The organism is Tardiphaga sp. 841_E9_N1_2, from assembly GCF_051811065.1.
Taxonomy (GTDB): domain Bacteria; phylum Pseudomonadota; class Alphaproteobacteria; order Rhizobiales; family Xanthobacteraceae; genus Tardiphaga; species Tardiphaga robiniae.
The window spans coordinates 219,783-241,993 of the sequence record NZ_JBPWQC010000001.1 but is presented as its reverse complement, the minus strand read 5'-3'; the positions used below and the strand labels follow the sequence as shown (position 1 = coordinate 241,993).

The following is a 22,211-nucleotide window of genomic DNA, read 5'->3' as shown; positions in this document are numbered from 1 at the left end:
ACACCCTGCCCTCACTGCTGCAGCCCGCCGGGTCAGAGATCTTTGATCAGCCCCGCATCAATCAGCCACCGATTGAATCGGCTGGCTTCATCGCCGCCCTTGCAGCCATAGAACACGCCCTTGCAGCGAAGCATGATCTTCTTCTGCTCGACAAAGGACGGATCGAGCGGCACGCGCGCGGCCTCCTGCACCATGAGCGGCAGGTAGGCAGCGTCCAGCACCGGCAGCGCCGATGCCAGGTCGGGCCGGTAGTTCAGCGCGTCGATGGCGTAATAGGTCGTGTAGTAGCGGATATCATGCGTCATGATCCGGTCGGCACGCTTCGGCTGCGGCAGATCGGGTTCGAGCAGTTTCTGCGCGATCGCTGGCTGATGATCGCCGAACCGCACCAGCAGGAACGGCTCGGTCGGATGATCCTTCTGGAGCTGCGCGACGAAGGCCTTGTAGTCCGCAGCCGTCATCGCCTGGCGGCGGATATATTCATCCACCTCCGCCGTATTGCCCGGCGCCTGCCAGCCGGCCGGCGTGAGGTCGTCGCGATAGGTGGTGGTCCACGGGAAGTGATTGGCGGTGAGATAGACCAACACGAAGACCGGCTGGTCGGTCTTGCTCTCGCGCGCGACGAGATCCCTGGCCTGGTCGAAATAGAACCTGTCGGGCTGCATGTCCTCGCTGACGCCCATCGCCGCCATGTCGATGAAGCCATCGATGCCAGCGCCCTCCTGGAAGCTGCGCGCGCTGAGGAAATTGCCGTAGGTCGGATACAGCGAGAAGGTCTTGTAGCCGCAGCGCTGCAGCGCCTGCAGCAGGCCGCGCGAGATCTTTCCGGCGGCGATGCGGGTGACATAGAACTTCAATGCGCCGAAGGAGCGTGCAGACAGGCCGGTGAAGATGTTGAACTCGGTGTACCAGGTCGGCCCGCCGCTGGACTCGGTGATCAGCGCGCGCTGCTGGCCATCGGCAGACTTGAAATAATCGTGATAACCCGCCGGCACCTTGATGCCGGGGGCCGCGGACAAGTCGAAGGACGACTCGTCGAGCACCATCACGATATTCGGCCGCTTCACGCCGGGCTCGCAGGTGGTCATCGGCGATGCCTGCGCCGAACTCACGAGGCTCTTGGAGTCAGCCTCGATCCAGCCGGTCGCCGTCAGATGCGACACCGAGACCACACCCGAACGGGCCAGATTGGAAATGTGATTGACGCCCTGGAACGGCTCCCATGGCTTTTCAGGATTGGCTGCCGACAGGCCGACGATCCCCGCCAGGCAGACGCCTGCACAGGCCAGCGCACTGCGGCGGCGCAGTCGGAACGGATCGGCGCGCCAGATCAGCCAAAGGATCGGCAGCGCGACGGCGGCGGCGATCAGGAGCCAGGTCCGCAATTGCGGGAAGATCGAATGCAGGAACGAGATCGTGTCGCGATCGATGATCAGGAAATCCAGGAAGGTCAGCGTGAGCTGCGTGATGCCGAACTTGAACTGCGACAGCACGATCAGCGCCGTGACCAGCAGCAGCGACAGCACCGCGCTGACCCCCGGCCGCTTGAACAGCGCGAGGAACAGGAAATTCAGCAGACCCCAGGTGAACAGCGCCAGCGTGTTGGCGAACGGGCCATATTCGACCGAGGCGAGAACATAGATCGCGAGAGTATGGATCGCAGCGATCAGCGCCGTGCGCAGCGGCCACTGCCGAACATATTGCCAGACGGCCGCCAATCGCTCCTTGAAGCGGCGGCCGGCTTGCGCCGGGGAGACTGAGATCGGCAACGGCAGCATGACTTGCCTGCGAACACCCGGCAAGACAACTGCCCTGTCTGGCAACGGCCAGCCGGCTCACGCCGCGCCCGGACCCTGCGGAATGTCACAAAATCGTAATACAGGCGTCATGAACGGACAATGAACCTTTCGACGCAGGCGGTGCCGGTCCGGGGCGGACGTGCTCCGGAAAGATGAACGATAAACGCGTCATGGCCGGGCTTGTCCCGGCCATCCACGTCTTCTTTCTTGGCCAAGACGTAGATGCCCGGCACAAGGCCGGGCATGACGGAGTCTTGGATGTCAGCGCTCAGTTGTCGCGGCAACCTCGCCTTGATGACCTCGCCTACCGCACTGCGGTTGGCGTCTCGCCCTTGATGATCTCGCCGAAGCGCTGCCAGCGCTCGCCCTTGAAGCTCATCATCTGAAACTGGTCGATGGGCGAGAAGTCGGTCGGGCTGGTGTTGACCGTTACGCCCGGCAGCAGTCCGTCGAGCTGCACATTCTTGAGGTTGGCGGCCTGTTTCATCAGGTTCTCATGGGTGAGATCGTCGCCGCACTGCTTCAGCGCCTCGACCATGGTCTGGGCGATGCTGTAGCCGGACAGCACGGTGCTCTCCATCGCCTTCCCTTCCGGAATGTATTTCTCGACATAGGCGTAGAACTTCTGCATGCCCGGATCGTCCTTCCACTGCGGATCGGTCGGATCCTTGGCGAAGGTCGCGGAGACGACGTCCTGCGCGTTTTCGAGACCGGCCGGGCGCAGCACGCTGCCGAGCGACGAACTCGCATTCGGCACGATGTGAAGCGGCTTCCAGCCGAGCTCGGCAACCTTCTTGATCGACTGCGCGGCGAACTTGCCGGTGGCGAAAGAGAAGATCGTGTCGACGCCGGCAGCCTTCAGCTTGACGATGTGCGAGTCGACGGTGGGCTCGGAGACCTCGTAGCTCGTCTCCATCACGATCATCGTTGAGGCCTTGTCGCCAAGACCTTCCTTCAGTCCCTTGACATAGTCCTTGCCGAAATCGTCGTTCTGATAGAACACGCCGATCTTGGCATCCGGCTTCTCCTTCAGGAGATACTTCGCATAGGCCGCAGCCTCGGCGTGGTAGCTCGGCAGCCAGCCCATGGTCCATGGAAACTGCTTCGGATCGTTCCAGCGGGTGGCGCCGGTCGCGAGGAAGAGTTGCGGCGTCTTCTTGGCATTGACGTATTTCTGGATCGCGGCATTCGCGGCGGTGCCGACATTGCCGACGATCGCCATCACCTCGTCGCTCTCCACCAGCTTGCGGGTCTGCTCCACGGTCTTCGGCGGCGAATAGGCGTCGTCATAGCTGATGAAGACGATCTTGCGGCCGTTGATCCCGCCCTCATCATTGATCTTCTTGAAATAGGCGCCGTAGGCCTTGCCGAGAATGCCGTAGGCCGAGGCCGGGCCACTATAGGGCACCGTGTTGCCGATCTTGATTTCGGTGTCAGAGGCGCCGGGGCCATATGTCTTCTGCGCCAGTGCTGGGCTCGCTGCCAGTGCAATCGCAGCTGCGAGCGCAGCCATGATGCTGGCGGCCGCTGGCGCGGCCCTGGAAGTCGTCGTGATACGCATTTTCTGTCCTTCTTTTTGCGTTTCCATAAGTGACGGCCGTTGCCGTATGCGATCCGAGCCTTCCCGTTTGTCGGGATTGTTGAACGGCTCGTCAGATGCGTGTGTTCGTCGTGATCAGTCCTTGCTGCCAGTGTCCGTGGCGCCCTGCTCGGCCAATGCCCGAACGTCTTCGGCGGCGGTCTGCACGTGGCGATGCACCAGCATCGTGGCTGTCGCTTCGTCGCGGGCTGCGATGGCGGCGACAAAAGCGCGGTGATCGTCGAGCGAGCGCTGGCGGATCTCCGCGGAGGCGAAATAGCGGCGACGCCAGCCCGTGCTCATCAGCATCAGCGGTGTCAGCGTGCGCACCAGCACGCGGTTCTGGCTCGCCGCAACGACGGCGAGATGGAATGCCACGTCCTCATCGGCGAGGTTGCTGCCACTGGCGACGAGGCCAGCATAGGTGTCGAGCAGCTGATGCAGCTTCGCGAGATCGGCGTCGGTGCGGCGCTGACAGGCCAGCCGGAACGCCTGTTCCTCGCACAGAATTCTGGCCTCGGTGACATCGCGCGTCACCTGCGCATCGAAGGGCAGGCCAAGGTCGGCCTGCAGCACCAGCGCATCGAGCCCGCTGTCTTCCAGCGCGTTGCGCAGATAGATGCCTGATTTGGGCTTCCGCTCGGTGATGCGCATGGCATCGAGCACCGCCAGCGCCTCGCGGACCGATCCGCGCGTCACCCCGAACCGCTCCGACAGATCCCGCTCCGACGGCAGCCGGTCGCCTTTCGCAAGCCGGTGGTGCCGGACGAATTCAAGCATTTTCCGAACAGCGTCGGAGGTGTCGGTACTGACCGCAGTGAGCATGGATTGACCCTACCAATCTGGTAGGACCAATTAGGCCATTTTTGCCCCCCTGTCGAGGCGACAAATGGCCCCGCTATTTGGGCCGTAATCCCAACTGCTTCGCCATAATGCGATCCAGCCAGCGCCGCGGCAGCCAGCCGGCGATCCACGTCTGCACCGGCTCCGGTGACGCCACCACACGCAGCTTCGGCCGTGCATCCGTCAGCGCCCGATACACCAGCTCGCCGATCCGCTCCGGTGGCAGCCCGTTCTTCGCCAGCTTCATCAGCATCTCGCGCAGCTTCGTTAACGCCGGCAAAAACGCCGACGCATCGAAGCGCGCCATATCGATGGCGTCGGCCTTGTCCCAGATCGGCGTGCGCACGGCACCCGGCGCGATCACCAGCACGTCGATGCCGAACAGCATGAATTCGCGCCGCAGGCTCTCGGCCAACCCTTCCAGTGCGAATTTCGACGCGCTATAGGGCGACAGCAGTGGATTGCCGAACTGTCCGGACACCGAGCTCATCATCACGATGCGCCCAGGCGCGCCCGTCATCGCCGGATCGGCGCCGAGCAGCGGCGCGAAGGCCTTGGTGACGATCACCGGCCCCATCACATTGATCTCGATCTGCTGGCGAAACTCGTCCACCGCCAGATCGAGCAGTGCGCCCGGCACGGCCACGCCGGCATTGTTGACGAGGCCTGCAAGCGTCTCGCCGTTCAGCGCGGCGCGAACCTGCGCAGCGGCGGCCAACACAGCGGCCTCATCCGAGACGTCAAACAGGAGCGGGATGAAATTCGCGCCGAACTCGGCTTGCAACCGCTCGGCATCGGCCTGCCTGCGCACGCTACCGAACACGCGAAAGCCGCGCGCGAGCAGAAGCTTCACCGTGGCGTGGCCGATGCCCGTGGAGACGCCGGTGATGACGATGGATCGCATGAAAAGCACCTGAGATGTGATGGCACGTGAATTTGGCCGAGAACGAGACCGCATCACCGCGGTCGCAGCGAGAATTGCGGATCGTGGCCTCATTGGTTTTTGACGATCGGCCCGCTCTTGTCTATCTGCGACAGCAAGCCGCCAGGTTTGATAAGTATCCGAACGGATTTCGCCGCTCAGACAGGCCTTGCGATCCCATCGACGAACAGCGTGATGATCGCTTCTGCCATCTGATCCGCCTCGGCATTCGCGACACCCCAGCGCGGAAAATGCCCGTCGATATTCATGCGGGCAAAGCCATAGACCAAGGCACGGCCGGCAATCTTTATCACGCGCAGATCGGAGGAGCGCAGTTGTCCCTGCGCCAGGGCGTCCATTAGCAATTGCTCGGTCATGGCGATCAGCTCATCATTGTCCTCGCGTAACGCTTCCGACTGGTCGTGGGAAAAATACTTGCCGCTCGAGATCACTTCGAAATGCGCCGGGTTTGTCATCGCCCAGCGCATATAGGCCATGCCAAAGGCGCGAAACCGCGCCAGCGGATCGTCGGCGGACGTGCCGGCGATGGCCGCGGCGATCGAGACTCGGAAGCGGCGCTGTGCCTCTTCCGCCACCGCGCTCATCAGGTCATTGCGGCTGGGGAAGTGCCGGAACGGCGCTCCCGGCGACACGCCGGCGCGGCGCGCGGCCTCGCGCACGCTGACGGCATCCGCGCCACCCTCCTCGGCCAGTTCAAGCGCCGCCGCAATCAGCACACGGCGCAGATCGCCGTGATGATAGGTCTTCGGCGATGTTGCCGTTCGCCCCTTCGCGGCACGTGGCACGACCGATGGCCGGGCGGCTCGTTTTCGCGCAGGCAGCTTCGATGCCGATCTGGACGGCGGCGGCTTTGCGGACTTGGACATGCGCCAGCATAGCATCACCGTATCGTGAATGTAATCACCGATTACACAATTGACTGGATCGCCTGCCCCGAATGTAACTGGTGATTACATATGGCAATACAGGGGAACGTCATGACACGGGATCGTCGCAACTGGTTCGAAGGCTGGCGGCTGCTCGCCGTACTGACCCTGGTCCTAACCGCGCTCAGCATCTGGATCGCCGGCATGCGCGGCTTCGAGGTCGATGGCGTCAGGATGGTGATCCGCTTCACCGCGCGCAGTTCGCTGCTGTTCTTTGCCCTTGCCTTCGCGGCATCCGCGCTGGCCCTGCTGTGGCCGGCATCCGGCACCCGCTGGTTGCGGCGCAACCGCCGCTATCTCGGGCTGACTTTCGCAGTGTCTCACGCCATTCACGCCGTCGCCATCGGCTGCTTCGCCGTGATGGCGCCAGTGGACTATGCGGCAGCGACCACACCCGCCTCCTACATCTTCGGCGGCATCGGCTACGCCTTCATCATCGCGATGACGGCAACGTCATTCGACCGCTCGGCGGCCGCCATCGGCCCACGCGCATGGCGCATCCTGCACACGGCCGGCATCTATTATCTCTGGTTCCAGTTCATGGTGAGCTTCGGCATGCGCGTTCCGCAAATGCCGAACTATGTCTGGTTCCTGATGCCGTTGCTGGCGGTGATGGCACTGCGGATCGCAGCGGCGGTGCTGAAACGTCGCCGGGCGCGCGTGGCAGTGCCTGCAAACTAAAAACGGGACCGCGTCACCGCGGTCCCGTTGGTAGCTGCGATGTGAAAAGCGCTTAGTTCTTGGTCTTGTCGACCAGCGCCTTTTCCTTGATCCACGGCATCATGTCGCGGAGCTTGGCGCCCACTTCCTCGATCGGATGCGCGTTGTTGCGCTGACGGGTCGCCTTGAACGAGGCCTGGTTGACCTTGTTTTCCAGCATCCAGTCGCGAGCGAACTTGCCGGACTGAATGTCGGTGAGCACGCGCTTCATCTCGGCCTTGGTTTCCGAGGTGACGATGCGCGGGCCGGTGACGTATTCGCCGTATTCGGCGGTGTTGGAGATCGAGTAGTTCATGTTGGCGATGCCGCCTTCATAGATCAGGTCGACGATCAGCTTCAGCTCGTGCAGGCACTCGAAGTAAGCCATTTCCGGTGCGTAACCGGCTTCCACCAGCGTCTCGAAGCCCGCGCGGATCAGCTCGACGGTGCCGCCGCAGAGCACGGCCTGCTCGCCGAACAGATCGGTTTCGCACTCTTCCTTGAACGAGGTCTCGATGATGCCGGCGCGGCCGCCGCCCACTGCCGAAGCGTAGCTGAGGCCGAGGTCATGGGCGTTGCCCGAGACGTCCTTGTGAACCGCGATCAGGCAGGGCACGCCGCCGCCGCGCTGATATTCCGAACGCACGGTGTGGCCCGGGCCCTTCGGCGCGATCATCAGCACGTCGAGATCTTCGCGCGGATCGAGCAGGTTGAAGTGCACGTTGAGGCCATGTGCGAAGACGAGCGCTGCGCCCTTCTTCATGTTGTCGTGCATGTGGTCGCGATAGATGTCGCCCTGCAATTCGTCGGGGGTGAGCATCATCATCAGATCGGCCCACTTGGCGGCCTCGGCGACTTCCATCACCTTGAAGCCGGCGGCTTCCGCCTTCTTCGCGGTGGCCGAGCCCTTGCGCAGCGCAATGACCACGTCCTTGACGCCGGAGTCCTTGAGGTTCAGCGCATGGGCATGGCCCTGGCTGCCATAGCCGACGATGCAGACCTTCTTGCCCTTGATCAGGTTCAGGTCGGCGTCGCGATCGTAATAAACTCGCATGGGTATTTCCTCTCTTCAGCAACTATATTTCAAAGCTGCCCGTTCGAACCGGTCTCAGGCCGAATGGCCGAAGACCATGAATTGCCGCCGGTTTCTAGGGCGACGGGTGCCGCGAGACAAGCCCGCGACGGTGATTTTACGCTGCGCGTCGGGCTCATAGCTCGACCAGCACCGGATACAGGGAGGCCAGCAGCAGCAGCCCCATGACAACATTGAACGCCCGGACCGCGCCAGGCGATTTTACCAGCGATTGCAGCGAGGTGCCGCACAGCACCCAGGTGACGCAGGACACGAACCCGAGCAGCAGCGACAGGGCGACCTGCAGCAGGATGTTCCAGGGATAGTTCGCAATCGCCGCATAGGCGGTGATGGTGCCGATCACCATCACCCAGCCCTTGACGTTGACCCATTGAAACAGCGCTGCGCCGAAAAACGTCATCGGCCGGCGCCGTTCAGCATCACCGGGGTTGGGTGGACCCGACATCCCGATCGCAAAAGCGAGATAGACGAGATACGCGGCGCCGGCATATTTCAGGATGGTGTGCAGCACCGGATAGGAGGTGAAGACCGCCCCCAATCCGAGGCCCGTGACGGCGACCATGAAAGCAAAGCCGACGGTGACGCCGAAGACATGCGGCAGCGTGCGACGAAAGCCGAAATTGAGCCCCGACGCGAGCAGCATGATGTTGTTCGGGCCGGGCGTGAAGAACATCACGATGGCGAATACGATAAAGGCGAACAAGAGTTGTTGCGACATGACCTCAAACCACCTCGACAAGCGTGGGTGGGCGCTTCGACAGCAACATCACGGCAATGCCGCAGACGACGACGATCATACCGGCGAGCCGCAGCGTGCCGAACTGTTCACCGAACGTGACGCTCGACGCCGCCGCGCCAATGAACGGCACCAGCAGCGCGAACGGCACAACCTGCGCCGCGGAATAGTCGCGCAGCAGCCGGCCCCAGATCCAGTAACCCAGCGTGGTGCCAACCACCGCGAGGAACAGCACACAGGCGAAGGCCTTCAGCGAGGCATGCGTGAGCGATTGCCAGGTCGTGCTTGCGCCATCGACACTGAACAGCACCACCAGCAACGGCAGCAGGGCAACGAGGCTGATCCAGGCGAACAGGTCGAGCATCGGCACGCCCTGCGCGCGGCGCAGCAGCAGATTGGAGAACGCAAAGCTCACCGGCGCGGTCATCAGCACCATGAACGGAAACACGCTGAAGTCATAGCCGACCGTGAAGCAGATCATCAGCAGCCCGCCCATCGCAATGACAATACCGATCACCTGCTGCCGCGTCGGCAATTCCCGCAGGAACAGCGCTGCAGCCCCCACCGTGAACAGCGCCTGGCTCTGCACAATCACCGAGGTCAGCCCCGCCGGCACGCCATGCGCCATGCCATAGGTCTGCGCCAGGAATTGCGCCACCAGCAGCCAGCTTGTCGCGACGATCAGCAGCCATGACAGTTTCGGCTTCGGCAGGAACAGGCACGGCAGCGCCGTGATGCCGAAGCGCAGCGTGGTGAGCAGCGTCGACGACATCTCGTCGACCGCCATCCGGGTCAGCACGAAGCCGACACCCCAGATCACGGCCACTGCGACGGCCAACGCGATGTCGAGAGGTTTCATGACTGCGATGCGCGGAGGCTACATCCCCTCCGGTCCGCGGCTGATGGCGGCAACGCCGGTGCGCGAGATCTCGACAAGGCCAAGCGGCCGCATCAGATCGATGAACTGGTTGATCTTGCCGGTATTGCCGGTGATCTCGAACACGAAGCTCTCGATGGTCGCATCGATCACACGGGCGCGGAACGCTTCGGCGAGGCGCAGCGCCTCGACGCGATGCTCGCCGGTGCCGCGCAGCTTGACCATGGCAAGCTCACGCTCGATGGAGCGGCCGGTCAGCGTCATGTCGACGACGCGATGCACCGGAATCATGCGATCGAGCTGATGCTTGATCTGCGTGATCACCATCGGCGTGCCCGTGGTAACGATGGTGATGCGCGAGACGTGTTTGTGGCTCTCGGTCTCCGACACCGTGAGACTTTCGATGTTGTAACCGCGGCCCGAAAAAAGCCCGATGACGCGCGCGAGCACGCCCGGCTCATTGGCAACGAGCACCGTCAGCGTATGCGTCTCGTTGGGATCGTGACGCTCTTCCATGAAATAGGCGGAGGCAGGCTGTTCCATTGTCGTTTCTCTTTTCAACCGTCTCGGTCAGAATTCGATTTAGCCGCGGGTGACGTAAGCTCCTTCTCCCCGCGTGCGGGGAGAAGGTCGGGATGAGGGGGAGCCTCAGCAAACTCGGAGCAGGTGGAGAGTCCCCCTCACCCGCCCGTCTTCGCTGCGCTCCGCCGGGCGACCTCTCCCCGCAGGCGGGGAGAGGTTAGAAGCATCACACCAGCGCCTTGCCGCCGGCGAAGGCCGCGGCGGTGGCTTCATCATTCGCTTCCAGCGGCAGCAGCATTTCGTTATGCGCCTTGCCGGACGGGATCATCGGGAAGCAGTTCTCCAGCGCCGCAACGCGGCAGTCGAACAGCACCGGCTTCTTCACCTTGATCATTTCCTGCAGTGCGCCGTCGAGATCGCCGGGCTTGCTGCACTGGAAGCCGACGCCGCCATAGGCCTCAGCAAGCTTGACGAAATCGGGCAGCGCTTCCGAATAGGAATGGGACAGCCGATTGCCATGCAGCAGCTGCTGCCACTGGCGCACCATGCCCATATACTGGTTGTTGAGGATGAAGATCTTGATCGGCAGCTCGTGCTGAACCGCTGCCGACATTTCCTGCATCGTCATCTGCACCGAGGCGTCGCCGCCGATATCGATGACCAGCGAATCCGGATGCGCGACCTGCACACCCAGCGCCGCCGGCAGGCCATAGCCCATGGTGCCCAGACCACCCGACGTCATCCAGCGATGCGGCTCTTCGAAGCCGAAGAACTGCGCCGCCCACATCTGATGCTGGCCGACTTCGGTGGTGATGTAGGTGTCGTGGCCACGCGTCGCCTCGAACAACCGCTGGATCGCGAATTGCGGCAGGATCACATCATCGTTCTTCTTGTAGGCCAGCGAATTGCGCGCGCGCCAGGTGGCGATGGTCTTCCACCAGTCCTTGGTGTCGGGCTTTTTCGCCTCGGATTTGAACACCTGCAGGATATCGCCGAGCACATTGCCGCAATCGCCGATGATCGGCACGTCGACGCGGATGTTCTTGTTGATCGACGACGGATCGATGTCGATGTGGATCTTCTTCGAGTTCGGCGAGAACGCATCGGTGCGGCCGGTGATGCGGTCGTCGAAGCGCGCGCCGACGCACAGCATGACGTCGCAGTCATGCATTGCCATGTTGGCTTCGTAAGTGCCGTGCATGCCCAGCATGCCCAGCCAGTTCGGGCCGGATGCCGGATAGGCGCCGAGGCCCATCAGCGTCGAGGTGATCGGGAAACCGGTGACCTCGACCAGCTCGCGCAGCAGCTTCGAGGCCGCGAGACCCGAATTGATGACGCCGCCGCCGGAATAGATGATCGGCTTCTTGGCACCCGCCAGCATCGACACCGCCTTGCGGATCGCATTGGCATCACCCTTCACACGCGGCGAATAGGAGATATGGACGTCCGACTTGCGCGGCGGATGATAGGTGCCGGTGGCGAACTGCACATCCTTCGGCACGTCGACGACGACCGGACCCGGTCGGCCGGTGGTCGCAACGTAAAACGCTTCATGCAGCACCTTGGCGAGATCGTTGACGTCGCGGACCAGCCAGTTGTGCTTGGTGCAGGGCCGCGTGATGCCGACGGTGTCGCATTCCTGGAACGCGTCGTTACCAATGAGATGCGTCGGGACCTGTCCGGTGATGCAGACCAGCGGGATCGAATCCATCAGCGCGTCGGCCAGCGGCGTCACCATGTTGGTGGCGCCCGGACCCGAGGTCACCAGCACGACGCCCGGCAGGCCGGTGGAGCGCGCATAGCCTTCCGCGGCATGGCCGGCGCCCTGCTCGTGGCGGACCAGAATGTGCTCGACCTCGGACTGCTGGTAGATCTCGTCATAGATCGGCAGCACCGCACCGCCGGGATAGCCGAAGATGTGCTTGACGCCATGATCAGCAAGCGCGCGCACGATCATCGCTGCGCCGGTCATCTGATTGGGATCGTGAGGCTTGCTGTCGCTCATGGTTCGCTCCGGATGCGCTCTGCGGCGCGGCTTGGTCTGGATGGTCGCTAGGTTCGGAAAGCTTGAAGTTCAGACAATAAAAAAGGGCCCGTTCAGGACCCTGTGCACACCGCTCGGTTCGTGGGTAGCCGTCAGCTACCCCCGGCGGTGCGCCAGGGTACCACGATAATAAGGAGATTTGTAACTTTGTTGCGCACAGGATCGGTCCGACTTTTCATAACTTGCGCGGAACATAGCCAGCAAACGGGGGATGTCAAGGGAAGTTGCTGTGATCGCGCTGATTTTGGAGCCTAGTCGGGTCTTTGGCGTTCGGCGAGCGGAAAAAACGGGCGGGCAGATATGCGGAGGGGACTGCTGGCAATGGGCCGTGACACCACCGGCCTCTCCACGTCACGCCCGGGCCTGACCCGGGCATCCACCTTCCGGCCAAACTGAAAAAAGATGGATGGCCGGGTCAAGCCCGGCCATGACGGAGTGTTAGTTTGCGAGATTGGCTTCCAGCCTCGTCCCCGCCTCCTCCACCGTCATCCACGCGAACTCCGGCAGTTGATGCCGAAACCACGTGAACTGCCGCTTGGCGTAGTGGCGCGTATCCGCCTGCCCGATCTCCGCGGCCTCCTCGCGCGAGATCTCGCCGCGGATATGCCGGATCAGCGCCGGCACGCCATGAGCCTTCATCGCCGGCAGCAGCGGATCGAGACCGCGCACAGCCAGTGCCGCGACTTCGTCCAGCGCGCCCTCATCCAGCATCTTCCCGAACCGCGCATCGATCCGCGCATAGAGTTCGTCGCGCTCCGGCGTGAGAAAAATCGCGGTGAATGTGCCCGGCGGCAGAAGCGGCGGCAGGCCGTCACTATGCCAGTCGGAGAGCGAACGTCCGGTCGCTTCCATCACTTCCAGCGCACGGGCGATGCGCGTGCGATCGCGCAGGTTGAGCCGCTCGGCAGAGACCGGATCAACCAAAGCGAGCTGCGCATGCAGCGCCTCCGGCCCATCCCTTTCCAGACGCGCGCGGACATCCTCGCGCACCTCGGCGGCGACGGGCGGTACGGCCGAGAGCCCGCGCGTCAGCGCCTTGAAGTATAGTCCGGAGCCGCCGATGAAGATCGGCAGCTTGCCCTGCGCCCGCACCTCCGCGAGCACGCGTGCCGCCTCCTCCACCCAGGCGCCGGCGGAGAAATTCACCGCGGCATCGACCGTGCCATAGAGCCGGTGCGGCGCCTGCGCTTCTTCCTCGACCGTCGGCCGCGCCGTCAGCACGCGCAGGTCGCGATAGACCTGCATGCTGTCGGTATTGATGACCACGCCGTTCTGCGCGCGCGCCACGGCCAGCGCCAGCGCCGACTTGCCGCTGGCGGTTGGCCCTGCGATAAGCAGCGCTCTGTTGTCCGGACTGGAACTCACGTCATGTCTCTCGTTGCGACCCTGATCTGCAACCCCGCCAATCCTGCTCTCGATAGCACGGTGGTCGACGGTCTGCGCGCACTTCTGCCGGGTGACACCGAGGCGCACTGGCTGAGCGACGGCGTAGCCGCCGATATCCTGTTCGCCAGCGACCACAACATGCTCGCACTCGGCGACCGCCTCCGTGCTGCCCGCGGCGACATGCCGATCGACGTTGTCGTGCAGCCTGTCGGCGACCGCCGCAAGAAGCTTTTTCTCGCCGACATGGATTCCACCATGATCGGCCAGGAATGTATCGACGAGCTCGCTGATTTCGCCGGTCTCAAGGCCCATGTGGCTGCGATTACCGAACGCGCCATGCGCGGCGAGATCGAGTTCGAGCCGGCGCTGCGCGAACGCGTGGCGCTGCTGAAAAATCTGAAGGTCGGCGTTGTCGACGAGGTGCTGGCCTCGCGCATCACGCTGACGCCAGGCGGCCGCGAGCTGGTGCAGACCATGCGCGCCAATGGCGCCTATACCTGCCTCGTCTCCGGCGGCTTCACGCTCTTCACAGCCAAGGTCGCCGAACTCGTCGGCTTTCAGGAAAACCGCGCCAACGTGTTGCATGTCGCGGATGGCAAGCTGACCGGCACGGTGGCCGAGCCGATCCTCGGCAAGGCCGCGAAACTCGCCACACTCGTGGAGCTGCGCGAGTCATTCGATCTCGACAATCTTGACACCATGGCCGTCGGCGACGGCGCCAACGATCTCGCGATGATCCAGGATGCCGGTCTCGGCGTTGCCTATCACGCCAAGCCGGCAGTGGCAGCTGCCGCAGCAGCCCGGATCGATCACGGCGATCTCACGGCGTTGTTGTATGCGCAGGGGTACAAGCGCAGCGAGTTTGTGAGCTAGGCAAAGTCCTAGTTTGGTAACACCGTCTCTTCCTCGTCATTCCGGGGCGCAGAGGACCGCGAAGCGGGCCGGCGCGAACCCGGAATCTCGGTGTGTTTTGCGCTGAACATGTCGGGATTCCGGGCTCGGTCCCGTCGCCTGCGGCGCCGGTCCCGCCCCGGAATGACAGTTTGGGGCGCTCCGAACATATTTTCCTATCTCCCGTTGACAATATCCCCACCAGGTTTATATTCCCTCCGTCCTGCCCCACCGAGAGGGGCGATCGCGATCGTCACGTTCGCGGGGTGGGATGCGGTGGACGCCGGAGATGCGGCGTCACGCGGTTCACGGGTGACGTCTGTCTTCGGGCAGGACGGATCTGCGCCAGCACTGCCACTGGCAAGGAGACGGCCGACCTTGAGATGGAAAGATCCCTGGACAGTGTGACGGACGACCAAATCGAAACGCGTTCGGCCAAGTGCTTTGCGGCTACCCTGTCCCTCCGCCCTGGGACATTAATTTTGGTGATGGGACCGTTCGCCATGGCAGATGTGCAGGCAACCGAAAAAACACCGCAGGCGGAACGCTGGGCACTCGCTCGGCGCCTCCGAAAGTCCTGATGCACTCTAGATTGCGGAAGACCGCATTCGCATCAGGCCCAAGGGTGCAACGGGCACCCGGCGTTCCGCACGCCCTCTCACAAGGGGGCGGGAATGCAACAGACGACGGCGCCCCCGCGCCGCAAACAATGGGGGTGATGACGCATGTCTGAAGAGCAGTGGCTGTTTGACAGTTGAATCTGAACTAGCGTGACGCGCGAACGCCCAAACCAAACGCCGTCATGCCCGGCGCATGCCGGGTATCCACGCCTTGGCCACAAGGAAGACGTGGATGGCCGGAACAAGTTCGGCCATGACATTGTGAGAGAACGGAGGGCCACCCTCCCCGCTCGCTACGGTCGGAGGAGGGAGAAGAAAGAGCCACCATTACTCTTCAGCGTGCAACCTTATTGCACGCTCAGCGCCACAAAGCGCAGCTCGCCTTCGGCATTCGACACCAGCAGCAGCACCGACTTCTTGCCGTCCTTCTTCAAGGCATCGACGCGCTTCTTGACGTCGGCGGCGTTGGTGACCGCTTCCTGCGCGACCTCGACGATGACGTCGCCGGCGGCCAGACGCTTCTCGGCGGCGTCAGAGCCGGCATCGACGCCGGTCACGATGACGCCCTTCACGCTGTCCTTGATCTTGTACTTGGTGCGCAGATCCTTGCTGAGACCGGTGAGGTCGAGGCCCAGCGCCTTCTGCGTCGCCGGCTTCTCGACTTCCGGTGTGGCCTTGATCGAGGCCTGCACCGGCTTGTCATCCTCGAGACGTCCGAGGGTGACCTGCTTGGTCTCTTCCTTGCCCTTGCGAATGATCAGCACATTGACCGCCTTGCCGACGGCGGTGCCGGCGACGATGCGCGACAGGTCCTTCGGCTCCTTGACGTCACGGCCGTCGAACTTGATCACCACGTCGCCGGGCTCGAGGCCGGCCGGCTTGGCCGGGCCCTTGTCGTCGACGCCGGCGATCAGTGCGCCGCGCGCCGGCTTGATGTTCAGGCTCTCGGCAATCTCGTCCGTCACCGGCTGGATGCGCACGCCGAGCCAGCCGCGGCGGACTTCCTTGTATTCGCGCAGCTGTTCGATGACGCCGACCACGGTCTTCGACGGCACGGCGAAGCCGAGGCCGATGGAGCCGCCGGTAGGCGAGATGATCAGCGTGTTCACGCCGACCACTTCGCCCTCGAGGTTGAACAGCGGGCCGCCCGAATTACCGCGATTGATCGAGGCGTCGGTCTGGATGTAGCTGTCATAGGGGCTGTTATTGCTGATCTCGCGGTTACGCGCGGAGACGATGCCGGCGGTGACACTGCCGCCGAGCGAGAATGGATTGCCGATGGCGATCACCCATTCGCCAAGCCGCAGCTTTTCACTGTCGCCGAACTTGACGGCGACCACAGGCTTCACCGGGGTAAACTTCAGCACTGCCAGATCGGTCTTCTTGTCGACGCCGACCAGCTCCGCCTTGATCTTGGTGCCGTCATTCATGATGACGGTGATCTCGTCGGCACCATCGATGACATGGTTGTTCGTGACCACGACACCCGAGGTATCGATGATGAAACCGGAGCCCAGCGAATTGGTCTTGCGCGGCTGAAGGCCGCCATTCTTGTCGCCGCCGGGGCGGCCGCCGCGGTTCTTGAAGAAGTCGTCGAAGAACTCCTCGAACGGCGAGCCTGGCGGCAGTTGCGGCATCGCCCCGCGGCCACCGCCCTCCCCCTTGTCGCTGTTCTTCGCCTCGACGGTCGAGGTGGTCGAGATATTGACCACGGAATCGATCACCTTCTCGGCAACGTCGGCGATGCCATCCGGTCCGCGGGCCGAGGCCGGCGCGGAAAATGTGGCGACCGCGGCGCCAAAACAAAGCGCCGTCAGCAGCGGACGCAGGCCGCTATACGGTGCACGGCGCGAAACGGAGCTCAGAGAGGGATGAGCGATGGACATGTCGGAAACGTCTCCAAAAGAGAGTCGGCAAATTTGGCTGAGAGTGCGCCCGAACGGCGACATCGCGCAAGCCTTCGCGCGGGCCATCCGGCTGGCCCATCTGGGACGTGGATTGCGGCGGAATGCGGACGTAAACGTGCACGATCGCGTTGATCGGGAAGAGCTTTTTCGGACGCCCGGAGAGATTATGAGCCGCCGCTAGCGCCGGATCGCCCAGATCAGGATCAGGCCGCCGACGGCCGAGACCAGACCGGCAATGCGCAGGATATTGTCAGGGCTTTGCAGCGCGCTCTTCATCGCGCGGCGCATCCATCCGGGAAATGCCAGGAACAGGATGCCTTCGAATACGAACAGGATTCCGATGCCGATGAGGAAGTCGGCAAACGCTATGGACCTCATCCGACTTCAACTCCCGAACGTTCGCACCCTGGCCGCAGTTTCTTGGCAGTTTTCTTGGCGCTTTTCTGAAAACAAATGAGGCGCGCCACGATGGCGCGCCTCATCCTTTAGATCAGAGTGGCAGCGAACGCAAAACAGGTATCCGCGTAAGCTTAACCAGTGACGCCGTTACTGCGGCTTTGCCGCGGGGGGCTTGCCCGACGGATTGGCGAAGAAGCGGAAGAACTCCGAATCCGGCCGCAGCAGGAAGCGGGTGTCGTTGCTCTTCAATCCGTTCTCGTAAGCCGTCATAGAGCGGTAGAACGCGAAGAACTCCGGATCCTGGCCGTAGGATTCGGCGAACAGACGGTTGCGCTCGCCGTCGCCGGCACCACGCGTCTGTTCAGCCGTCGAGTTCGCATCGGCGATGATGACCGTTGCTTCACGATCGGCCTTGGAGCGAATCTCCTGCGCCTTCTGGCCACCGCCGGCGCGGAATTCGGCAGCTTCCCGCTGACGCTCGGTCTGCATCCGCTGATACACCGCCTGGCTGTTCGCCTCCGGCAGATCGGCGCGGCGGATACGAACGTCCACGACGGAGATGCCGTAACCGTCGGCTTCCTTGTCGAGCTGCTCGCGGATCTTGTTCATCAGGTTCTCACGCTCGTCGCGCACGATCTGGATGAAGGTGACCTCGCCGAGCACACGGCGCATGGCCGCGTTGAGCAGCGTGGTGAGCTGGATGTTCGCCGCCTGGATCGACCCGATGCTCTGGTAGAAGCGCAACGCGTTCTTGATCTTGTAGCGAGCGAAGGCATCGACCACCAGACGACGCTGGTCGTTGGCAATGATTTCCTGAGCCGGGTTTTCCAGATCGAGGATACGCTTGTCGATCGAGATCACGCTGTCGATGAACGGGATCTTGAAGTTCAGACCGGGCTCGGTGACCACGCGGACGGGCTCGCCGAGTCGGACCACGAGGGCCTGTTCAGTCTGGCGTACCGTATAGATCGAGCCGAAGCCCACGATGACCAGCACCAGCACTACAATCAGTGCAACGATACCTGAGATGCCGGTTTTCATCGGGTGCTCCCGCTCTGCTGAGGCTGACCAGATGGCGCCGGAGGCTGACGCCGCGGCGTCAGTTCATTCAAGGGAAGGTAAGGCACGACGCCTTGCGAAGCACCGGCGCCCTGGCCGCCGTCATAGACCAGCTTCTCGGCACCGCCGAAGATCCGCTCCATGGTTTCGAGATAGATACGCTGACGGGTTACGTCCGGCGCCTTCTTGTACTCGTCATACACTTTGAGGAAGCGCGCGCTCTGGCCCTTGGCTTCGGCGATCGCCTGTTCGCGATAGCCTTCGGCGACCTGCAGGATCTGCGCAGCGCGACCGCGCGCATCGGGAACGACGCGGTTGGTATAGGTCTGGGCTTCGTTCTGCAGACGCTGGGCGTCGGCCTGCGCCGCCTGCACGTCACGGAACGCATCGATCACCTGTGCCGGCGGATCGACCTTCTGCAGCTGGACCTGCTGGATCAGGACGCCGGCGCTATAGCCGTCGAGCGTCTTCTGCATCAGTTCCTGCACCTGGGTTTCGGTGGTGGTGCGTGCGCCGGTGAGGATCGGCTGAATGTTGGCGCGGCCAACCACTTCACGCATCACGCTTTCGGCGACCGCTTTCACGGTGCCTTCGGGGTTCTGGATGTTGAACAGGAAGTTGCCGACACCGTCGGGCTTGATACGCCACAACACGGTGAAGTCGACATCGACGATGTTCTCGTCGCCGGTCAGCATCAGGCTCTCTTCCGGCACATCGCGGATGGTGCGGCCGCGGCGACCGGTGTCTTCCAGGATCGACATGCCGACCGACAGCGTCGATACGCGCAGCGCCTTCGGCAACAGCACGGTCTCGATCGGATAAGGCAGATGATAGTTCAGGCCGGGCTGCACGGTGCGGACATGCTTGCCGAAGCGCAGCACGACACCGAGCTCTTCGGACTGCACGCGGAAGAAACCGGACAGACCCCAGATCACGAGCGCCACGGCGAGCACGAGCGCGATGCCCATGCCGCTGACGAAGCCGCCGGGCAGCATCGACTGCAGACGGTCCTGCCCCTTGCGCAGCAGATCCTCAAGATCAGGCGGCCTCGGTCCGGACGATTGCGGACCAGAACCCCAAGGTCCCTTCGGACCAGAGCCCCATGGGCCTCCGCCTTGATTCTTCCACGGCATTCAACACTCTCCTCTGCGCGGCCGGACATACCGGTCTCGCCACGTCTGCATGGCTTTATAGGGGACGACCCCAGCTCTTACAACGCGGGGTTCTTGATCGTTGGAGCTATGCCCGAGGCCGGAAAAGTCAATGTTAACGGGCGGAAAACGCGGTTAACGAGCCGCTCTCCGGCAATATGTCACATAGGAGAAATCGACGCTGTCCTCGCCCGCCGCGGCATTTCTGACACGCGCCACTTCTTCCCACACAGTGAGATCGACCGGCGGCATAAAGGTATCGCCGGTCGGCTGCGCGTGAACTTCGGTCACTTCGAGACGGTCGGCGATCCCCATCCATTGGGCATAGATCTCGGCGCCGCCGATCACGGCAATCTCAGTGACCAAACGCCGCAGCGCATCGCCAGTCGCCACCGCGCGCGCATCGGCAAGCGACGTAGTGACTACAGCCCCCGCGGCCTGATAGTCGGCATTGCGCGTGATGACGATATTGGTGCGGCCCGGCAGCGGTCGCTTCGGAAACGACTCGAAGGTCTTGCGCCCCATCACGATCGGCTTGCCGATGGTCAGCGCCTTGAGCCGCTGCATGTCCGACTTCAGCCGCCATGGCATGGCGTTGCCCTGCCCGATCACGCCGTTCTCGGCTACGGCGTAGATGAGGACGATCTGAGGAACGGGCGTCGTTGTGGTCAAACCGCAACCTCGGCCTTGATGTGCGGATGCGGATCGTAGCCTTCGAGGGTGAAGTCCTCATAGCGGAACGCGAAGATGTCCTTCACATCCGGATTGATCTTCATGACCGGCAGCGTACGTGTCGGCCGCGTCAGTTGCAGTCGCGCCTGATCCAGATGGTTCGAATAGAGATGCGCATCGCCCAGCGTATGGATGAAGTCACCAGCCTTGAGACCCGTGACCTGCGCGATCATCATCGTCAGCAGCGCATAGGACGCGATGTTGAAGGGCACACCGAGAAACACATCCGCCGAGCGTTGATAGAGCTGGCAGGAGAGCTTGCCGTTGGCGACGTAAAACTGAAACAGGCAGTGACACGGCGGCAGCGCCATCTTGTCGATCTCGGCGGGATTCCAGGCCGTCACGATCAGCCGGCGCGAGTCCGGATTGCGCTTGATCATATCGACCACATTGGCGATCTGGTCGATGCTCCGTCCGTCGGGCGCCGGCCATGAGCGCCACTGCGATCCATAGACCGGGCCGAGATCACCATTGGCGTCCGCCCATTCATCCCAGATCGAGACGCCGTGGTCCTTGAGATATTTGATATTGGTATCGCCTGCCAAAAACCACAGCAGCTCGTGGATGATCGCCTTCAGCGAAAGCTTCTTGGTGGTCAGCACGGGGAAACCATCACTGAGCTTGAAGCGCATCTGATGGCCGAACACCGACAGCGTGCCTGTGCCGGTGCGGTCGTGCTTCTCGGCACCGTCGCTCAGGATTCGCTCTAGCAGGTCGTGATACTGGTTCATGGTCGATCTTGCGGGCTTGTGAGCGGGCGAACTTATCGCCTCGTCCGGTGGTCGGACACGCCGATTCCCGGATTATACCCGAAAAAGTGTGTCCCTGCCCCGCAAACGGCAAGGGCTGGATCCGTGAGGACCCAGCCCTTGAAATCAATTGGTTAGCCGGTTCCCGATCACATTGCGGGCTTGAGCACCGCCGACCACTTCTCGACTTCGCTCTTCACCAGCGAACCGAGCGCAGCCTGGGTGCGGGCTTCCGGCTTCGGAATGTCCGAACCGAGATCGAGCAGACGCTTCTTGACGTTTTCGTCGTCGAGCGCCTTGGCGGCCGCGGCGTTCAGCTTGGCAGTGATCGCGGCAGGCGTGCCCTTGGGCGCGAAGATCGCGTTCCAGGCCGAGGCCTGATACTTCGGCAGCCCGGCTTCGGTGGTGGTCGGGACGTCCGGCAGCGACGGGTTACGATCGGGCGTCGCGATGGCATAGGCCTTGATGGTGCCGCCCTTGATCTGCGGAACCGCGTTGACGATCTGGTCGCACATATAGTCGACCTGACCACCGACCAGCGCGTTCATCGCCGGACCGGTGCCATTGAACGGCACGCCGGTCGGCTTGATATCCAGAACCGAGCTCAGCAATTCGCAGGACGAGTACGACACAGAACCGACGCCGGCATGGGCCATGTTCAACTTGTCGCTGTTGGCCTTCACATAGGTGACGAATTCCTTGAGATCCTTTGGCGCAAAATCCTTCTTCGCCAGGATCAGAATCGGCGTGCCGGCGAGCAGCGCGACGGGTTCGAAATCCTTCTCGGGGTGATAAGCGAGCTTCGGATACAGCGGCACCGCCGCAGCATGGGTGCCCATGTGGCCGGTGATGATCGTGTAGCCGTCATTGGCCGCGCGCGCTGCACGCGTCGCGCCAGTCGTGCCGCCAGCGCCGACGACGTTCTCGATGATGATCTGCTGGCCGAGCGTCTTCGACATGTCCGCGGCGACGATGCGCGCGATCACGTCGGTGGGGCCACCGGCCGCGAACGGCACGATCATGGTGATGTTGCGCGTCGGGTATTCCTGCGCCTGAACAGTGGTTGCCAGTGCGCCGAAGCCGGCGACGGCCGCCAGGCCACTGATCGCAACTCTGCGATTGAACAGCTTCATTTGGTTTCCTCCGAAAATGTTTTTGCCGCGAAAATAACGACAGTCGCGGGACTGAATACAAGCAAAGGCCCGAAGTCTATTCGACTTCGGGCCGTGGCGTAACGACGCAGATGCGTGGAGAGA

General features: G+C 62.8%; 20 protein-coding genes. 2 read left to right on the top strand and 18 right to left on the bottom strand.

Annotated features, from left to right (window positions below):
* Positions 1 to 32 precede the first annotated feature (32 nt).
* The 5 genes from AB8A50_RS01110 to AB8A50_RS01090 all read right to left on the bottom strand — a co-directional run bounded on the left by AB8A50_RS01110 (position 33) and on the right by AB8A50_RS01090 (position 6,030).
* Positions 33 to 1,778, bottom strand: a complete 1,746-nt coding sequence (locus AB8A50_RS01110; RefSeq protein WP_439076461.1) for a sulfatase-like hydrolase/transferase — start codon at positions 1,776 to 1,778, stop codon at positions 33 to 35.
* 325 nt (positions 1,779 to 2,103) lie between these two features.
* Positions 2,104 to 3,360: an ABC transporter substrate-binding protein gene (locus AB8A50_RS01105; protein WP_439076460.1), complete on the bottom strand. Its 1,257-nt coding sequence runs from the start codon at positions 3,358 to 3,360 to the stop codon at positions 2,104 to 2,106.
* Positions 3,361 to 3,474: 114 nt separating this feature from the next.
* Positions 3,475 to 4,203: a FadR/GntR family transcriptional regulator gene (locus tag AB8A50_RS01100; protein ID WP_439076459.1), complete on the bottom strand. Its 729-nt coding sequence runs from the start codon at positions 4,201 to 4,203 to the stop codon at positions 3,475 to 3,477.
* 73 nt (positions 4,204 to 4,276) lie between these two features.
* Entirely contained in the window at positions 4,277 to 5,125 is an 849-nt protein-coding gene (locus AB8A50_RS01095) for an SDR family NAD(P)-dependent oxidoreductase (RefSeq protein ID WP_439076458.1), read from the bottom strand.
* A 176-nt stretch (positions 5,126 to 5,301) separates the two neighbouring features.
* Entirely contained in the window at positions 5,302 to 6,030 is a 729-nt protein-coding gene (locus AB8A50_RS01090) for a TetR/AcrR family transcriptional regulator (protein WP_093760352.1), read from the bottom strand.
* A gap of 111 nt (positions 6,031 to 6,141) precedes the next feature.
* On the opposite strand from AB8A50_RS01090, the gene AB8A50_RS01085 reads away from it, so the two are divergent.
* Positions 6,142 to 6,771, top strand: a complete 630-nt coding sequence (locus tag AB8A50_RS01085; RefSeq protein ID WP_093760354.1) for a hypothetical protein — start codon at positions 6,142 to 6,144, stop codon at positions 6,769 to 6,771.
* Positions 6,772 to 6,823: 52 nt separating this feature from the next.
* Here AB8A50_RS01085 and ilvC read toward each other — a convergent pair whose 3' ends face one another.
* The 6 genes from ilvC to miaA form a co-directional block, all read right to left on the bottom strand.
* A complete protein-coding gene (gene ilvC / locus AB8A50_RS01080; protein WP_089267877.1) occupies positions 6,824 to 7,843 on the bottom strand; it encodes a ketol-acid reductoisomerase in 1,020 nt (339 codons plus the stop codon).
* A gap of 154 nt (positions 7,844 to 7,997) precedes the next feature.
* Positions 7,998 to 8,600: a LysE family translocator gene (locus AB8A50_RS01075; RefSeq protein ID WP_439076457.1), complete on the bottom strand. Its 603-nt coding sequence runs from the start codon at positions 8,598 to 8,600 to the stop codon at positions 7,998 to 8,000.
* 4 nt (positions 8,601 to 8,604) lie between these two features.
* Positions 8,605 to 9,477, bottom strand: a complete 873-nt coding sequence (locus AB8A50_RS01070) for an EamA family transporter (protein WP_439076456.1) — start codon at positions 9,475 to 9,477, stop codon at positions 8,605 to 8,607.
* Between the two features lie 18 nt (positions 9,478 to 9,495).
* Positions 9,496 to 10,038 carry an acetolactate synthase small subunit gene (gene ilvN, locus AB8A50_RS01065; RefSeq protein WP_068738461.1) on the bottom strand — a complete coding sequence of 181 codons (543 nt, stop codon included), beginning with the start codon at positions 10,036 to 10,038 and terminating at the stop codon, positions 9,496 to 9,498.
* Positions 10,039 to 10,243: 205 nt separating this feature from the next.
* Positions 10,244 to 12,022 (bottom strand): acetolactate synthase 3 large subunit, encoded by a 1,779-nt coding sequence (locus tag AB8A50_RS01060; protein ID WP_439076455.1) that lies wholly within the window; start codon positions 12,020 to 12,022, stop codon positions 10,244 to 10,246.
* Positions 12,023 to 12,499: 477 nt separating this feature from the next.
* Positions 12,500 to 13,426, bottom strand: a complete 927-nt coding sequence (gene miaA, locus AB8A50_RS01055; RefSeq protein ID WP_439076454.1) for a tRNA (adenosine(37)-N6)-dimethylallyltransferase MiaA — start codon at positions 13,424 to 13,426, stop codon at positions 12,500 to 12,502.
* A 3-nt stretch (positions 13,427 to 13,429) separates the two neighbouring features.
* Here miaA and serB point away from each other — a divergent pair, with 3 nt between their 5' ends.
* Positions 13,430 to 14,320 carry a phosphoserine phosphatase SerB gene (gene serB, locus AB8A50_RS01050; protein ID WP_439076453.1) on the top strand — a complete coding sequence of 297 codons (891 nt, stop codon included), beginning with the start codon at positions 13,430 to 13,432 and terminating at the stop codon, positions 14,318 to 14,320.
* A 985-nt stretch (positions 14,321 to 15,305) separates the two neighbouring features.
* Here the strand turns inward: serB and AB8A50_RS01045 are convergent.
* From AB8A50_RS01045 to AB8A50_RS01015, 7 genes are all read right to left on the bottom strand, one after another.
* Positions 15,306 to 16,844 (bottom strand): Do family serine endopeptidase, encoded by a 1,539-nt coding sequence (locus AB8A50_RS01045; protein ID WP_439076452.1) that lies wholly within the window; start codon positions 16,842 to 16,844, stop codon positions 15,306 to 15,308.
* A gap of 198 nt (positions 16,845 to 17,042) precedes the next feature.
* On the bottom strand, positions 17,043 to 17,243 hold the full coding sequence (locus AB8A50_RS01040) for a DUF2065 domain-containing protein (RefSeq protein ID WP_068734021.1): 201 nt from the start codon (positions 17,241 to 17,243) through the stop codon (positions 17,043 to 17,045).
* Between the two features lie 168 nt (positions 17,244 to 17,411).
* Positions 17,412 to 18,305 (bottom strand): protease modulator HflC, encoded by an 894-nt coding sequence (gene hflC, locus AB8A50_RS01035; protein WP_089268264.1) that lies wholly within the window; start codon positions 18,303 to 18,305, stop codon positions 17,412 to 17,414.
* Positions 18,302 to 19,456 carry an FtsH protease activity modulator HflK gene (gene hflK / locus AB8A50_RS01030; RefSeq protein ID WP_089268263.1) on the bottom strand — a complete coding sequence of 385 codons (1,155 nt, stop codon included), beginning with the start codon at positions 19,454 to 19,456 and terminating at the stop codon, positions 18,302 to 18,304. The genes hflC and hflK overlap by 4 nt, the downstream gene beginning before the upstream one ends.
* Before the next feature lie 153 nt (positions 19,457 to 19,609).
* A complete protein-coding gene (locus AB8A50_RS01025) occupies positions 19,610 to 20,146 on the bottom strand; it encodes a dihydrofolate reductase (RefSeq protein WP_439076451.1) in 537 nt (178 codons plus the stop codon).
* Positions 20,143 to 20,937, bottom strand: coding sequence for a thymidylate synthase (locus tag AB8A50_RS01020; RefSeq protein WP_439076450.1), 795 nt, complete (start codon positions 20,935 to 20,937; stop codon positions 20,143 to 20,145). Before AB8A50_RS01020 ends, AB8A50_RS01025 begins: the two co-directional genes overlap by 4 nt.
* A gap of 167 nt (positions 20,938 to 21,104) precedes the next feature.
* Entirely contained in the window at positions 21,105 to 22,088 is a 984-nt protein-coding gene (locus tag AB8A50_RS01015; RefSeq protein ID WP_439076449.1) for a tripartite tricarboxylate transporter substrate-binding protein, read from the bottom strand.
* Positions 22,089 to 22,211: the final 123 nt, after the last annotated feature.

Bases quoted from the DNA above. Each gene is read 5' to 3' on its own strand.
- AB8A50_RS01110 (WP_439076461.1), bottom strand. From the start codon at position 1,778: ATGCTGCCGTTGCCGATCTCAGTCTCCCCGGCGCAAGCCGGCCGCCGC.
- AB8A50_RS01105 (WP_439076460.1), bottom strand. From the start codon at position 3,360: ATGCGTATCACGACGACTTCCAGGGCCGCGCCAGCGGCCGCCAGCATC.
- AB8A50_RS01100 (WP_439076459.1), bottom strand. From the start codon at position 4,203: ATGCTCACTGCGGTCAGTACCGACACCTCCGACGCTGTTCGGAAAATG.
- AB8A50_RS01095 (WP_439076458.1), bottom strand. From the start codon at position 5,125: ATGCGATCCATCGTCATCACCGGCGTCTCCACGGGCATCGGCCACGCC.
- AB8A50_RS01090 (WP_093760352.1), bottom strand. From the start codon at position 6,030: ATGTCCAAGTCCGCAAAGCCGCCGCCGTCCAGATCGGCATCGAAGCTG.
- AB8A50_RS01085 (WP_093760354.1), top strand. From the start codon at position 6,142: ATGACACGGGATCGTCGCAACTGGTTCGAAGGCTGGCGGCTGCTCGCC.
- ilvC (WP_089267877.1), bottom strand. From the start codon at position 7,843: ATGCGAGTTTATTACGATCGCGACGCCGACCTGAACCTGATCAAGGGC.
- AB8A50_RS01075 (WP_439076457.1), bottom strand. From the start codon at position 8,600: ATGTCGCAACAACTCTTGTTCGCCTTTATCGTATTCGCCATCGTGATG.
- AB8A50_RS01070 (WP_439076456.1), bottom strand. From the start codon at position 9,477: ATGAAACCTCTCGACATCGCGTTGGCCGTCGCAGTGGCCGTGATCTGG.
- ilvN (WP_068738461.1), bottom strand. From the start codon at position 10,038: ATGGAACAGCCTGCCTCCGCCTATTTCATGGAAGAGCGTCACGATCCC.
- AB8A50_RS01060 (WP_439076455.1), bottom strand. From the start codon at position 12,022: ATGAGCGACAGCAAGCCTCACGATCCCAATCAGATGACCGGCGCAGCG.
- serB (WP_439076453.1), top strand. From the start codon at position 13,430: ATGTCTCTCGTTGCGACCCTGATCTGCAACCCCGCCAATCCTGCTCTC.
- AB8A50_RS01045 (WP_439076452.1), bottom strand. From the start codon at position 16,844: ATGTCCATCGCTCATCCCTCTCTGAGCTCCGTTTCGCGCCGTGCACCG.
- AB8A50_RS01040 (WP_068734021.1), bottom strand. From the start codon at position 17,243: ATGAGGTCCATAGCGTTTGCCGACTTCCTCATCGGCATCGGAATCCTG.
- hflC (WP_089268264.1), bottom strand. From the start codon at position 18,305: ATGAAAACCGGCATCTCAGGTATCGTTGCACTGATTGTAGTGCTGGTG.
- hflK (WP_089268263.1), bottom strand. From the start codon at position 19,456: ATGCCGTGGAAGAATCAAGGCGGAGGCCCATGGGGCTCTGGTCCGAAG.
- AB8A50_RS01020 (WP_439076450.1), bottom strand. From the start codon at position 20,937: ATGAACCAGTATCACGACCTGCTAGAGCGAATCCTGAGCGACGGTGCC.
- AB8A50_RS01015 (WP_439076449.1), bottom strand. From the start codon at position 22,088: ATGAAGCTGTTCAATCGCAGAGTTGCGATCAGTGGCCTGGCGGCCGTC.